Here is a 13544-nt window from a genome sequence, read left to right on the forward strand (position 1 = left end):
TCGGTGGTCGAGCAGCCGAGCCGGGCTGATCGACCACCGCGGGCGACCGGTGGCTCCGCTTCGCCATACTGGGGCCCGTGACCGCGACCGACACCAGCTTCGAGGACCGCCTCGCCGCCCTCGAGCCAGACCTCCTCGACACCCTGAGGCGGGTCTACGGACCCGAGGCGGCGCCCGTGGTCGCACGTACGCTCACCGGGATCGCACGTGCCGCCCACGACGCGCGGCCCGCCGACCTGCGCGAGCTCGACGCGCGGCGGCTGCGCGAGCCGGACTGGTTCCAGCGGCCCTCGATGGTGGGCTACGCGGCGTACGCCGACCGGTTCGCCGGGACGCTGCGTGGCGTCGGCGAGCGGGCGCCGTACCTCCGTGACCTCGGGGTCGGCTACCTGCACCTGATGCCGTTGCTGACGCCGCGCCCGGCACCCAACGACGGCGGCTACGCCGTGATGGACTACCGCTCCGTCCGCCCCGACCTCGGTACGCTCGAGGACCTGCGCGAGCTGACGACGACGTTGCGCGCCGACGGGATCAGCCTGTGCCTCGACCTGGTGCTCAACCACGTCGCGCGCGAGCACGAGTGGGCCGCCGCGGCCCGGGCCGGCGACCCCGACAAGCGGGCGTACTTCCACGTCCACCCCGACCGGGAGGTGCCGGACGCGTACGAGGCGTCGCTGCCGGAGGTGTTCCCCGACTTCGCGCCCGGCAACTTCACCTGGGACGACGACCTGGCCGGCTGGGTGTGGACGACCTTCAACGACTACCAGTGGGACCTCGACTGGTCGAACCCCGCGGTGCTGTGCGAGTTCGCCGACATCATCCTGTCGCTGGCCAACCTGGGCGTGGAGGTGTTCCGGCTCGACGCGATCGCCTTCATCTGGAAGCGCCTCGGCACCAGCTGCCAGAACCAACCGGAGGTGCACGACCTCACCCGCGCCCTGCGCGCCGTCGCGCGCCTCGCCGCGCCGGCGGTGCTGTTCAAGGCGGAGGCGATCGTCGGTCCGGCCGACCTGCCGGCCTACCTCGGGGTGGGGGAGCACGCCGGTCGGGTCAGCGACCTCGCCTACCACAACGGGCTGATGGTGCAGATCTGGTCGATGCTCGCCTCCGGCGACACCCGGCTGGCCACCCACGCCCTCCAGCAGCTGCCGCAGCCCCCGGCCACCACCGCCTGGATCACCTACGTGCGCTGCCACGACGACATCGGCTGGGCCATCGCGGACGAGGACGCCCGGGCGGTCGGCCTCGACCCCTTCGCGCACCGGCGCTTCCTGTCCGACTGGTACTCCGGTGCGTTCCCGGGGTCGTGGGCGCGGGGCCTGGTCTTCCAGCAGAACGAGCAGACCGGCGACCGGCGCATCTCGGGTTCGCTGGCCTCGCTGGCCGGGCTCGAGGCCGGCGACCCCGGTGCCGTCGGACGCATCCTGCTCGCCCACGCGATCGTCCTGGGCTTCGGCGGCCTGCCGGTGATCTGGATGGGCGACGAGCTCGGCCTGCTCAACGACGCCGGCTGGGCCGACGACCCCGCCCACGCCGCCGACAACCGCTGGGTGCACCGGCCGGCGATGCCGTGGGCCGTGGTCGACTCGGAGACCGGCGCCGACCCGCACGGCCTCACCGCCGGCCTGCGCCACCTCCTCGACGTACGCCGGGCGTTGCCGCACCTGCACGCCGCATCGCCGACCGAGATCTGGGACCCGCGCGACAGCGGGGTGCTGCTCGTCGTGCGGCGGCACCCCGACGGCCCGCTCCTCGGGGCCTACAACGTGACGGGGCGGGAGGCGTGGGTGGCCGCCGACGTCCTGCACTGGCTCGGCCTACACGACGACGGCCTCGTCGACGCGCTCACCGGCAGCGCGCCCGACCTGCACGACGGTGCGGTGCGGCTCGAGCCGTACGCCGCGGCCTGGTTGCACCTCGGCTGAGCGGCGCGGACTTCCCCTGTTGGTGCTGGAGTCCCCGCCCGAGCGGGGAGTCCGCCACCTGGAGGGGCGTACAACCCATCAGGCGTCGGACTACCCCTCCCAGCCCACCCGCTGACTGCCCGCCGAGCTGGTCACGCGCTCGCGGTGTCCGCCCCCGGCTGCACGTCGTCCTGCTCCTTGCCGACCTCCTCGGCCTTGGCCATCGCGTTGCCACCGGGGATGATGCCGGCGTTGTCGCTGTCGATGGTGAGGTTCTCACCGGTGGCCGGGTCGAAGAGGTGGATCTTGCGGGCGTCGACCCAGATCGTGGCCTCGTCACCCTCCGCGATCCGGCTCGCCCCGTCGAGGGAGACCACCAGCTGCGTACGCAGGGACTCGCCGTCGAGGTCCTTCTCGAGCTGGGCGAGCTGCTTGCGCACCTCGTCGGGCGCCTCGAACGGGATGTAGGCGTACGCCTCGTTGCCGAGCCACTCCACGACGTCGACGGTGGCCTTGAACGTCGCCTCGTCGCTGACCTTGTCGCCGTCGACGACGGAGGCGTCCTCGAAGTGGTCGGGCCGGATGCCGGCGATCAGCAGCCCCTTGCCCTGGGCCCGGGCGGCCTTGTCCTCCGGGATGGTCAGCGTGCCGAACGGGAGCTCCACCTTGTCGCCCTCGACCTTGGCCGGCAGGAAGTTCATCGGCGGGGAGCCGATGAAGCCGGCGACGAAGAGGTTGGCCGGGTTCTCGTAGAGCTCGCGCGGGGTCGCGTGCTGCTGCAGGACACCCCGCTTGAGCACGGCGACCCGGTCGCCCAGCGTCATCGCCTCGGTCTGGTCGTGGGTGACGTAGACCGTGGTGATGCCCAGCCGCTTCTGCAGGCGCGAGATCTCCGTCCGCATCTGCCCACGCAGCTTGGCGTCGAGGTTGGACAGCGGCTCGTCGAACAGGAACGCCTCGGCGTCGCGCACGATCGCGCGACCCATCGCCACGCGCTGGCGCTGGCCGCCCGACAGGTTGCCGGGCTTGCGCTCGAGGTGCTCGTCGAGCTCGAGGGTCTTCGAGGCCTCGCGCACCTTCTCGTCGACCTCGGAGTCCGGCTTGTTGGCCAGCCGCAGCGGGAACGCGATGTTCTCGTAGACGGTGAGGTGCGGGTAGAGCGCGTAGTTCTGGAAGACCATCGACAGGTTGCGGTCACGCGGGGCGAGGTCGTTGACCTTCTTCCCCCCGATGACCATGTCGCCGTCGGTGATGTCCTCCAGTCCGACGATCATCCGCAGGAGCGTGGACTTGCCGCACCCCGACGGTCCGACGAGGATCAGGAACTCGCCGTCCTCCACGTCGATGCTCACGTCGTTGACGGCCGGGAAGCCGTCGCCGTACTGCTTGACGATGTTCTTCATCTCGATGGCAGCCATGAGCTGATCACCCCTTCACTGCGCCGGAGGTGAGGCCGGCGACGATCTTGCGCTGGAACAGCAGGACGATGACGATGATCGGGACGGTGACCACCACGGAGGCGGCGGCCAGCGTGCCGTACGGCGGGTTGAACGGGTCGGGCCCGACGAAGAACGAGAGCTGGGCCGGCACGGTGCGCGACCCGGTGGTCGACGTCAGCGAGATGGCCAGCACGAACTCGTTCCAGGCGAAGAAGAAGGTCAGGATCGCCGCCGTGAACACGCCGGGTGCGGCGAGCGGGACGATGACCTTGCGGAACGCCTGCCAGGACGTGGCCCCGTCGACCTGGGCCGCCTGCTCCATCTCCCACGGGATCTCGCGGAAGAACGCGGAGAGCGTCCAGATCGCCAGCGGCAGCGTGAACGTCATGTAGGGGATGATCAGGCCCGGCCAGGTGTTGAACAGGCCGACCGTGCGCCACATGTCGAAGAGCGGTCCGACCAGTGCGACCACCGGGAACATCGCGATCGCGAGCGCCATGGTCAGCACCACCCGCTTGCCCTTGAACTCCAGCCGGGCGATCGCGTAGGCCGCGAGCGTGGCGAAGATGACGGCCAGCACGGTGGCGATCAGCGAGATGAAGAAGGAGTTGCGCAGCGCGTCGATGAAGTCGCCCGCGGTCGCCTCCTGTCCCGGCGTGACCGAGCCGATGCCGAGGATGTCGCGGTAGTTCTGGAACGTCGGGTCCTTCGGCAGGAACTGGGCGCTCCCCGCACCGGTCTCGCCGGGGCCCTTGAAGGACAGCGAGATGATCCATGCCACGGGCAGGAGGCACCACACGAGGATCAGCACGAAGCCGACCCAGGTGCCCGCCGTGGTCTTGTTCGTGTTGCCTGCCATCAGCCCTCACCCCTCGCCTGGGCCAGGTCGACCCGGAAGACCTTCACGATTCCCCACGCCAGCAGCAGCACGCTGAGGAACAGCAGCACGCTGAGCGCCGAGCCGAGGCCCAGCTGCACCTGCTCGATGCTCTGGCGATAGGTCAGGAACGACACCGACTCGGTGTCCTGGGCGCCCTTCGTCATCACGAAGATGTTGTCGAAGATGCGGTAGGCGTCGAGCGCCCGGAAGAGCACCGCGACCATGATCGCCGCCCGCATGTTGGGCAGGATCACCTTGGTCAGGCGCTGCCACCACGTCGCCCCGTCGACCTTGGCCGCCTCGAGCATGTCCTCGGAGACCTGCGAGAGGCCGGCCAGGAGCAGCAGGGCCATGAACGGCGTGGTCTTCCAGATCTCGGAGACCATGATCGCGAACATCGCCGGCCAGTGGTCGCCGAACCAGTTGAAGTTGTCCTCGATGAAGGGCACCCAGCTGTTCACGAAGCCGTTGTTGAGGCTGAACGCGAACTGCCACGCGAAGGCGGAGACCACGGTGATGATGCCGTACGGGATCAGGATCGAGGTCCGGACCACTCCCCGCGCGAACACGACCCGGTGCATCACCATCGCGAACGCGAAGCCGATGACCAGCTCGATCGCCACCGTGACCACCATGATGAGCAGGGTGTTCCACGTGTCCTGCCAGAAGAGCCTGTCGGTGAGGACGGTGGCGTAGTTGGAGAACCAGATGAACTCGCGGTCGTCGGGCGCCGTGAGGCGGTAGCGGAACATCGACAAGTAGAGCGCCTGCAGCATGGGGTAGGCGGTGACCAGGAGCATCAGGACCACGGCGGGGGCGACCAGCTTCTGGCCGAGGCGGTTCTCCGCCTTCGACCGGTCGCTGCCGACCGCGCGCGCCTGTCGCGCCGAGTCCTGCTTCGGAGGTGCTTGGGTGGCGGTCACAGCAGGCTCCTTCCCTGGAGCACGTCCTCGATGAACTGCTTGGCCTGCCCCGGCGTCTGCTCGTCCACCCCGGACGGCGGGTGCCACGTGCTCTGGATGCCGCCGGAGATGTCGCTCCAGTACGGGGACGCGGTGCGCGGCGCGGCGGCCTCCAGGCTCTCCTGGAACAGCTCGAGCAGGTCGCCCGGGAACAGCTCCTGCACCTTCTGCTCGTCGTAGCCGGCCTCGCTGGACGGCATGTTGCCGGTCAGCTCGGCGTTGAGCGCCTGGTTCTCGGGACTGGTGAGGCACTCCAGTGCACCCACCGCGAGCTCCTTGTCGTCGGAGAACTCACTGACCCCGATGCCGATCCCGCCGTACGGAGGCCGGGACTCCTCGCCCTCGACCGTCTGGGGGTAGCGGGCCCAGCCGAGGTCGTCGACGACCTCGTCGGAGTAGCCGGCGCCGTTGAGGATGTAGGTCCAGTTGACCATGAACGCGCCACGGTCACCGCCGAACGTGGCGGCTGCCTGTCCCTCCTGGGCGATCGACAGGTCGGCGGGTGCGGCCTCGGAGGAGGCGAGCTCGGCGATCACCTTTGCGGCCTCGCGGCCCGCGTCGGAGTCGATGTCGACCTGGGCGTCGGCCCCGCGCTCGGTCTCGGAGGCGATGTCGCCGCCCGCGCCGGAGATCAGGGCGTTGATCCACACCGAGTAGCCCTCGTACTTGTTCGCCTGGACGGCGACCGTCGCGTCGTTGGCCGACGCGGCCTCGATGATCTGCTGCCAGGTGACCGGCTGCTCCATGTCGAGGTCGGTCTGCTCGACGAGGGACTTGCGGTACCAGAGGACCTGGGTGTTCGACCAGAACGGCGCCACGACGAGCTGGTCCTCCCACGTCGCCGCCGTCGCGGCGCTCTCGAACGCCTGGTCGCGGAAGGTCTGCTGGAGGTCCTCGGGGATCTCGGCGAGGTAGCCGGCCTCTGCGAACTCCGCGGTGAACGGCGGGTCGATGCTCATGATGTCGATCCCGGAGTCACCGGCGGCGAGCCGCCTGGCCAGCTGGATGCGCTGCTGGTTCGCGTCCTGCGGGAGGACCTGGGTGGTGATCGTGTACTCGTCCGTGGAGCATGCCTCGGCGACCGCGGCCTGGCCGCCGCTGTCGGGGTTGATGTACCAGACGAGCTCGGGCGTGCCGCTGTCGCCACCACAGGCGGCCAGCAGAGAGCTCGCGAGGGCGAGCGCGGCCAGCGGTGCCACCCTCCGTCTTCCCCCTGGCCGGCCCCGTTGCCGGATCGACGGTGCTCGTGACATCCGCGCCCTCCTCGTGTCTAGTTGAGCCTCTGGTCTAGTGGCCCTCGACACGGTTTGGCAACATTCATCCCATTCCAACGGGTATACGCGAAAAGGGGTTCGATGACGGTGTGGCGTGCCCCCGGGCGCATCAACCTGGTCGGTGAGCACACCGACTACAACGACGGCTTCGTGCTGCCGTTCGCCCTCGAGGTGGGATGCACCGCCGCCGTGGCGCCCGGTCCGGCGGGCTCGGACGGCTGGTCGGTGCGTTCCGCGCAGCAGCCCGAGCCGGTCGTCGTACGCCGCTCCGGACTGGCCGCGGCACCCGACGTGCCCGAGTGGTCGCGCTACGTCCTCGGCGCGCTGTGGCTGCTGACGGACCGTGGCGTCGAGGTCCCGGCGCTCGACCTCGAGGTCGACTCCGACGTGCCCTCAGGCGCGGGGCTGTCGTCCTCGGCCGCGCTCGTGTGCTCGGTCGCGCGGGCCGTCGACGACCACCTCGGCCTCGACCTCGACGACGCGGCGCTGTTCGCGCTGACCCGCGACGTCGAGAACGACGCGGTCGGGGCGCCGACCGGCGGGATGGACCAGCTCGTCAGCCTGCGGGGCCGGGCCGGCCACGCCCTGTTCTGCGACATGCGCAGCCACGAGACGCGCGCCGTGCCCCTCGACCTCGCCGGTAGCGGCCTTGCCGTGCTCGTCGCCGACACCCGCGCGCCCCACCAGCACTCCGACGGCGAGTACGGCAACCGGCGCAGCGGCTGCGAGGAGGCAGCGCGTCGGCTCGGCGTACCCGCCCTCCGCGACGTGGCGGCCGCCGACCTCGACCACGCGCTGGCCCGGCTCGACGACGACGAGCTGCGGCGCTACGTCCGCCACGTGGTCACCGAGGACGACCGGGTGCTCTCGGTGGTGCGCCTGCTCGACGAGGGCCGGCTGCCCGAGATCGGGCCGCTGCTCACTGCCTCGCACGTCTCGATGCGCGACGACTTCCGGATCACCGTCCCGGAGGTCGACACGGCAGTCAACGCGCTGCACGGGGCCGGCGCGCTGGGGGCGCGGATGACCGGCGGCGGGTTCGGCGGCTGCGTGATCGGGCTGGTGCCGGAGAGCGCGGTCGAGCCGGCGGGCGAGGCGGTACGCGCCGCCTTCGCCGACGCGGGCTTCGGCGAGCCGTCGCTCTTCACCGCGACCCCGGCGGCGGGGGCGCACCCCATCGCTGGTTGAGGAGGTCGCGCAGCGACCGTCACGAAACCCCCTGGGTCTCGTGACAGGACTGCGTCCTTCCTCGACCAGCGGGGGCTACGCCCGGTCGGCCGTGCGCGCGATCGCCTCGACGAACGTGTCGAAGAGCTCGGGTGGCAGGTCGTGGCCCATCCCGTCGACGGTGAGCAGCTCGGCGCCGGGGATCGCGGCCGCCGTCGACCGGCCGCCGCTGAGGTGCACCATCTTGTCGGCCGTCCCGTGCACGACGAGGGCGGGCACGCGCAGGCTGCGCAACCGCTGCGTGCGGTCCGGCTGCTCGAGGACGGCCAGCATGTGCCGCATGGTCCCGTTCGCGCTGTAGCCGCGGTCGAAGGTCTCGCCGGCGCGCTCGGCCAGGCGCTCGGGGGACGCGGGCCAGGCGGGCGACCCGATGACTGCCCAGAACGCCACGCTGGTCGCGACGTACGACTCGCGTCCTGCCTTGCGGGGTGCGAGCAGCGCCGGGATGATCCGGGGGTCCTGCCAGCCGACGGTGCGCCGACCGGTCGTCGACATGATGCTGGTCAACGACCGGACCCGCGTGGGGTGCTCGATGGCGACCGTCTGCACGATCATGCCGCCCATCGAGATGCCGGCGACGTGCGCGGAGTCCCAGCCGAGGTGGTCCATCAGGGCGACCGCGTCGCCGGCCAGGTCCGACATCGAGTACGGCGCACGGGTCCTGCGTCCGCCGAACGCGCGGACCAGCTGACCGCGCGTCACCCGCGCCCGGATCCGCGTCGAGCGGCCGGTGTCGCGGTTGTCGTAGCGGACGACGTGGAAGCCGGCCGAGGCGAGCCTCAGGCAGAGCTCGGTGTCCCACCAGTTCATCGGGCCGCCGAGGCCCATCACGAGCAGCAGGGGCTCGCCGTCGGGGTCGCCGAAGGTCTGGTAGCAGAGCTCCACCTCGTTGCCGACCGGTGCGAAGAGCTCGTCGGAGACGACGGGCGCCTCGGTGGAGGTACGACGTGGGGACATGACCCCAGTGAACACGACGACCGTCCCCACAAGTTGGCAACGTGGGCGACATCCCGCATTCCACGCGGCCTCTGGGCTATGTTCGATGATTGTGACCCAGCGCACAGTGGCGGCATTCCTGACGCCGGAGGGCTTCTCGCAGCCCTCCGTGGCGGCCGTGCTGCGCGAGGGATCGCTGGTCACCGAGGTCGGCCGCTACGCCGCCCACGCCTTCGCCTCGCGCGGCGAGCGCCGACGTACGCCCCTGGGCTCACAGCCCGTACGGGTGGGCGAGCCAGTGCTGCTGGTGCCGGGATTCCTGGCGGGGGACTCCTCGCTCGGGCCGATGAGCCGGTCGCTGCGCCACCAGGGCTTCCGGACCTATCGCGCCGACGTACGCGCCAACGTCGGCTGCACGCTCGGTGCGGCAGCCCAGCTCGAGGAGCGGCTCGAGGAGATCGCGCAGCGCCGCGGAGCACGGGTGCGGATCGTGGGCCACAGTCTCGGCGGGATGCTGGCCCGGGGTGTCGCGGCGCGCCGTCCCGACCTCGTCGCCGGCATCGTCACGATGGGGAGCCCGATGCTCGCGCCGGGTGCGCACCACGCGTCGCTGGCGCGCAGCGTCGACCTGCTGGTGCGGCTCAACCGTGCCGGGATGCGGCGCCTGATGGCCGAGGACTGCGTCGCGGGCCGGTGCGCCCAGGAGAGCTTCGACCAGGCGCGCGCGCCGCTGCCGGACGACGTCGACTTCACTGCGATCTTCTCCCGCCGCGACGGCATCGTCGACTGGCGCGCGTGCATCGACCCCGCCGCGACCGCGGTCGAGGTGCGCTCGTCCCACGTGGGGATGGCGTTCGACCCGGCCGTCATCACCGCCGTGTCGGCGGCGCTGCGCCCGCGCCCGGTTGTCTCAGCTGTCGAAGTCGATCGAGGACAGAGCGCGTAGCTTCGAGAGCCGGTGCTCGGCGGTGATCGAGCGCACCGTGCCGCTGCGCGAGCGCATCACGAGCGAGTGCGTCGTGACGCCCTCGCCGCGGTAGCGGACGCCGCGCATCAGCTCGCCGTCGGTGATGCCGGTGGCGACGAAGAAGGCGTCGTCCCCAGTCACCAGGTCGTCGGTGCCGAGCACGACGTCGGGGTCGAGGTCGTGGCCGGCGTCGAGCGCGCGCTGGCGCTCGTCGTCGTCCTGGGGCCACAGCTGGCCCTGGATCGTGCCCCCGATGCACTTCATCGCGCAGGCGGTGATGATCCCCTCGGGCGTGCCGCCGATGCCGAGCATCAGGTCGACGCCGGTGTCGGGGCGCGCGGCCATGATCGCGCCGGCGACGTCGCCGTCGGTGATGTACTTGATGCGCGCGCCGGTCTCGCGGATGTCCTCGACGAGCTTCGCGTGGCGCGGCCGGTCGAGCAGCACCACGGTGACGTCGTGGACCGACAGGCCCTTGGCCCTGGCGACGCGGGTGACGTTCTCCTTGACCGGCAGCCTGATGTCGACGACGTCGGCGGCCTCCGGCCCAGTGGCCAGCTTGTCCATGTAGAACACCGCGCTCGGGTCGTACATCGAGCCGCGCGGCGACACCGCCAGCACCGAGATGGCGTTGCTCATGCCCTTGGCGGTGAGGGTGGTGCCGTCGATCGGATCGACCGCGACGTCGCACTCGGCGCCCGTGCCGTCGCCGACCTCCTCGCCGTTGAAGAGCATCGGGGCGTTGTCCTTCTCGCCCTCGCCGATGACCACGGTGCCGCGCATCTCGACCGTGGAGATCATGTGGCGCATCGCCTCGACGGCCACGCCGTCGGCGTCGTTCTTGTCGCCGCGGCCGACCCAGCGGCCGGCGGCCATGGCGGCCGCCTCGGTGACGCGCACCAGCTCGAGGGCGAGGTTGCGTTCGGGCATCGGGACGAGCTGGGGGGAGGGGGCGCTCATGGCGCGCATGCTATCGACGCGCCGGGTAGCGGCTCACCGCGGTCGCCTTGGCCGACAGCCACACCTCGCGCCCCGGCACCAGGCCGAGCTCGGTCGCGGCGGCGGGGGTGAGGTCGGCGAGCAGGTCGGGGGAGGCGTGGACCAGCAGGCGTACGGCGTCGCCGTGCGGCGCGAGGGACGCGATCGGGCCGTGCCACCGCAGCCGGGTCGAGCCCTCCGGCTCGTGGAGCGAGACCACCACCGAGTCCGGGGTGAAGGCGATCATCTCCTCACCGCCGGTGACGAGGTTGAGCCCGACGAGGCGCGCCACGTGGGGCGTACGGGGCTCCGCGGCGACCTCCGCCGGAGGTCCGGCCTGGGCCACCTCCCCGTCGTCGAGCACGAGCACCCGGTCGGCCAGGGTCAGCGCGTCGATCGCGTCGTGGGTGACGAGCAGCGCGACGCCCGCGAAGTCGCGCAGGTGCCGGCTGAGCTCGATCCGCAGCGCCATCTGGACCGAGACGTCGAGACCGGAGAACGGCTCGTCGAGCAGCAGCACGTCGGGCTCGGTGGCGAGCGCGCGGGCGATCGCGACGCGCTGGGCCTGCCCGCCGGAGAGCTCGCGGGGTCGGCGGTCCGCGAGGTCGGCGATCCCGAAGCGCTCGAGCCAGGCGCGGGCGGCGCGATCGGCGTCCGCGCGGTCCCGGCCCCGTGCCCGCGGCCCGAACGCGACGTTGTCGAGGGCGGACAGGTGCGGGAACAGGCTCTGGTCCTGGAAGACGTAGCCGACCCGGCGCTGCGGCACGTCGAGGTCGGTCCAGTCGGCGTCGCCGACCTGCACCCGGCCCGGCTCGAGACCCGCGATCGCCCGCAGCAGGGTGGACTTGCCGGCGCCGTTGGGACCGATCACGACCAGGACCTCGCCCTCCTCGGCCGTCACGTCGGCGCGCACCCGACCGGGGAGGTCCACCGCCACGCGCATCATCGCGCCACCGCCCAGCGCTCGCGGAGCAGGACGAGCACCCCCACCGAGAGCACGAGCAGGATCAGGCTCAGGGTCCGCGCGACGGCGGGGTCGCTGTTGAGGGCGACGTAGATCAGGCTCGGCATGGTCTGGGTGGTGCCGGGGTAGTTGCCGGCGAACGTGATGGTCGCGCCGAACTCGCCCAGGCTGCGGGCCCATGCCAGCGCGCTCCCCGCCAGCACCCCGGGTGCGGCCAGCGGGAGGGTCACCCGGCGGAAGGTCGTCCACCGGTCGGCGCCCAGCGTCGCGGCCACCACGTCGTACGACGCCCCGTGCGTGCGGAGCGCACCCTCGACGGCCAGGACGTAGAACGGCAGCGACACGAACGTGTGCGCCAGCACGACGCCCGACAGCGTGTACGGGATCGAGAAGGGGAGGTGCTGGCCGACCAGGCCACTGCGTCCCAGCGCGGTGACGAGGGCGACGCCCGCCACGACAGGGGGCAGGACGAGCGGCACCAGCACGAGCGCGCGCACGACCCGGCGACCCCGGAAGTCGACGCGGGCCAGGAGCCACGCGAGGGGAGTGCCGAGGACGACGCACCCGACGACGGTCAGCAGGCTGCTGAGGGCGGTGATGCCGAGCGCCTCGCGCACGACCTCCGACCCGAGGTGCTCGGGGAGGGTACGCCACGGGGTGTCGAGGACCAGGGTCGCCAGGGGCACCACCAGCAGTGCGACGCCGACCGCGGCGGGCACGAGCAGCACCGCGGGCGCCCGGCCCAGGCGGGGGCCGGTCACTCGCGCACGATCCCGCCGAAGCCGGCCTCGGTGAGGACCTCGAAGGCCTGGTTGCTGCGCACGAGCGTCACGAACTCGGCGGCCAGGTCGGCGCGCTCGGGGTCGTCACCGGCGAGGCGGGCGACGTAGTAGGTGGTGGCGTACGCCGACGCGTCCTCCTCCGCGAGGGGGATCTGCTCGACGGTGTCGCCCGCCGCGACGGCGTCGGTGCGGTAGACGAGGCCCGCGTCGGCCTCGCCCTGGACGACGCGGGCCAGCACGGCCTTGACGTCGACCTCCTCGCTCGCCGGGGTGGCGGTGACGCCCTCCTCGGCGAGCACGGCGGCGGCGACCGCGCCGCAGGGGGCGCTCGACGCGCACACGACGTAGTCGACCTCGGGGTCGTCGAGGTCCGCCCAGGACTCCAGCCCAGCGGGGTTCTCGGGCGGCGTGACGAGGGTGATCTGGTTGCTGGCGAAGGCGTCCGCGGACCCCGCCAGGGCGTTGCCGTCCTCGGCGAGCGCCATCGACGTCTCGTCGGCGGTCGCCAGCACGTCGCCCGGCGCCCCGTCGACCGCCTGCCCGGCGAGGGTGGTCGACGAGCCGAAGACCAGCTCGACCTCGACGCCCGGGTGCTCGTCCTCGAAGGTCGCCGCGAGCTCGGTGAAGGTCTCGGTGAGGCTCGCGGCGGCGAGCACGGTGAGGGTCTCGTCGTCGCCGCCGCACGCCGAGAGGGGCAGCAGGAGGACGAGTGCGGCCAGACCCCTCACCGGGGCACCTCCACCACCACGTTGGTGGACTTCACGCTGGCGATGGCGCGTACGCCGGGCTCGAGGCCGAGCTCGTCGGCGGCGTCGCCGCTCATGAGCGACACGACGCGGTACGGGCCGCAGATCATCTCCACCTGCGCCATCACGTGGTCGCGCTTGACCCGCGTGACGATCCCGCTCATCCGGTTGCGCGCGCTGACGGTGCCGGCACGCGTGCGGTCGCGCTCGGCGACCTCGCCGGACTCGACGAGCTGCTCGGCGAAGTCCGCGAGGTCGGGACCGGTCACCGTCGCCCGCCCCTCTGTACGGCTCGAGGGGAGCCGGCCCGCGTCGACCCACCGGCGTACGGTGTCGTCGCTGACCGCGAGAATCTCGGCGGCCTCCGCCAGTCGGTAGGTGATCACGGCGCAAGTATGCCGCACCTGCGGGCATTTTGCGGCGTGATGTTCCGCGTCTGCGGTTTCCCGGGTGTCGCCGTCACAGGGCTACGGGCGGGCTGGGAG

The 13544-nt window shown here is 71.8% G+C and carries 13 protein-coding genes; 3 read left to right on the top strand and 10 right to left on the bottom strand.

Translation table 11 applies throughout. The features are described 5' to 3' along the window. The first annotated feature begins 293 nt into the window (after positions 1-293). Entirely contained in the window at positions 294-1925 is a 1632-nt protein-coding gene (locus tag EXE59_RS09145) for an alpha-amylase family protein (RefSeq protein ID WP_425464532.1), read from the top strand. 131 nt (positions 1926-2056) lie between these two features. Here the strand turns inward: EXE59_RS09145 and EXE59_RS09150 are convergent, their stop codons facing one another. From EXE59_RS09150 to EXE59_RS09165, 4 genes are read right to left on the bottom strand one after another with little or no spacing between them, the layout of a single operon-like run. Beyond that, complete coding sequence (locus tag EXE59_RS09150) at positions 2057-3322, bottom strand: ABC transporter ATP-binding protein (protein WP_135838624.1); 1266 nt, start codon at positions 3320-3322, stop codon at positions 2057-2059. Positions 3323-3329: 7 nt separating this feature from the next. After that, positions 3330-4202 carry a carbohydrate ABC transporter permease gene (locus EXE59_RS09155; protein WP_135838625.1) on the bottom strand — a complete coding sequence of 291 codons (873 nt, stop codon included), beginning with the start codon at positions 4200-4202 and terminating at the stop codon, positions 3330-3332. After that, entirely contained in the window at positions 4202-5146 is a 945-nt protein-coding gene (locus tag EXE59_RS09160; protein WP_135838626.1) for a carbohydrate ABC transporter permease, read from the bottom strand. The genes EXE59_RS09155 and EXE59_RS09160 overlap by 1 nt, the downstream gene beginning before the upstream one ends. Further along, entirely contained in the window at positions 5143-6384 is a 1242-nt protein-coding gene (locus EXE59_RS09165; protein WP_210428941.1) for an extracellular solute-binding protein, read from the bottom strand. The genes EXE59_RS09160 and EXE59_RS09165 overlap by 4 nt, the downstream gene beginning before the upstream one ends. A 108-nt stretch (positions 6385-6492) precedes the next feature. On the opposite strand from EXE59_RS09165, the gene galK reads away from it, so the two are divergent. After that, on the top strand, positions 6493-7647 hold the full coding sequence (galK, locus tag EXE59_RS09170; RefSeq protein ID WP_281280302.1) for a galactokinase: 1155 nt from the start codon (positions 6493-6495) through the stop codon (positions 7645-7647). Between the two features lie 75 nt (positions 7648-7722). On the opposite strand, the gene EXE59_RS09175 is transcribed toward galK, so the two are convergent. Further along, complete coding sequence (locus tag EXE59_RS09175; RefSeq protein WP_135838629.1) at positions 7723-8643, bottom strand: alpha/beta fold hydrolase; 921 nt, start codon at positions 8641-8643, stop codon at positions 7723-7725. 91 nt (positions 8644-8734) lie between these two features. Between EXE59_RS09175 and EXE59_RS09180 the strand changes: the two genes are divergently transcribed. Beyond that, complete coding sequence (locus tag EXE59_RS09180) at positions 8735-9568, top strand: alpha/beta hydrolase (protein ID WP_168218464.1); 834 nt, start codon at positions 8735-8737, stop codon at positions 9566-9568. Here EXE59_RS09180 and glpX read toward each other — a convergent pair. Genes glpX through EXE59_RS09205 form a run of 5 tightly spaced genes read right to left on the bottom strand, consistent with a single transcriptional unit; the run spans position 9533 to position 13445 of the window. Further along, positions 9533-10549, bottom strand: a complete 1017-nt coding sequence (gene glpX, locus EXE59_RS09185) for a class II fructose-bisphosphatase (RefSeq protein ID WP_210428942.1) — start codon at positions 10547-10549, stop codon at positions 9533-9535. The genes EXE59_RS09180 and glpX overlap by 36 nt on opposite strands. A gap of 10 nt (positions 10550-10559) precedes the next feature. Beyond that, the gene (locus tag EXE59_RS09190) at positions 10560-11504 is read right to left on the bottom strand and encodes a sulfate/molybdate ABC transporter ATP-binding protein (RefSeq protein WP_246056660.1); all 945 of its coding nucleotides are present in this window, start codon (positions 11502-11504) and stop codon (positions 10560-10562) included. Positions 11505-11509: 5 nt separating this feature from the next. After that, positions 11510-12292: a molybdate ABC transporter permease subunit gene (gene modB, locus EXE59_RS09195; RefSeq protein ID WP_135838633.1), complete on the bottom strand. Its 783-nt coding sequence runs from the start codon at positions 12290-12292 to the stop codon at positions 11510-11512. Continuing rightward, positions 12289-13041 (bottom strand): molybdate ABC transporter substrate-binding protein, encoded by a 753-nt coding sequence (gene modA / locus EXE59_RS09200; protein WP_135838634.1) that lies wholly within the window; start codon positions 13039-13041, stop codon positions 12289-12291. Before modA ends, modB begins: the two co-directional genes overlap by 4 nt. Next, on the bottom strand, positions 13038-13445 hold the full coding sequence (locus EXE59_RS09205) for a TOBE domain-containing protein (RefSeq protein WP_135838635.1): 408 nt from the start codon (positions 13443-13445) through the stop codon (positions 13038-13040). The genes modA and EXE59_RS09205 overlap by 4 nt, the downstream gene beginning before the upstream one ends. Between the last annotated feature and the right edge of the window lie 99 nt (positions 13446-13544).

Source organism: Nocardioides eburneiflavus (assembly GCF_004785795.1).
Classification (GTDB): domain Bacteria; phylum Actinomycetota; class Actinomycetes; order Propionibacteriales; family Nocardioidaceae; genus Nocardioides; species Nocardioides eburneiflavus.

What these genes read in the sequence shown, in the direction of transcription:
- EXE59_RS09145 (WP_425464532.1), top strand. Translation starts at nt 294, where the DNA reads ATGGTGGGCTACGCGGCGTACGCCGACCGGTTCGCCGGGACGCTGCGT.
- EXE59_RS09150 (WP_135838624.1), bottom strand. Translation starts at nt 3,322, where the DNA reads ATGGCTGCCATCGAGATGAAGAACATCGTCAAGCAGTACGGCGACGGC.
- EXE59_RS09155 (WP_135838625.1), bottom strand. Translation starts at nt 4,202, where the DNA reads ATGGCAGGCAACACGAACAAGACCACGGCGGGCACCTGGGTCGGCTTC.
- EXE59_RS09175 (WP_135838629.1), bottom strand. Translation starts at nt 8,643, where the DNA reads ATGTCCCCACGTCGTACCTCCACCGAGGCGCCCGTCGTCTCCGACGAG.
- glpX (WP_210428942.1), bottom strand. Translation starts at nt 10,549, where the DNA reads ATGAGCGCCCCCTCCCCCCAGCTCGTCCCGATGCCCGAACGCAACCTC.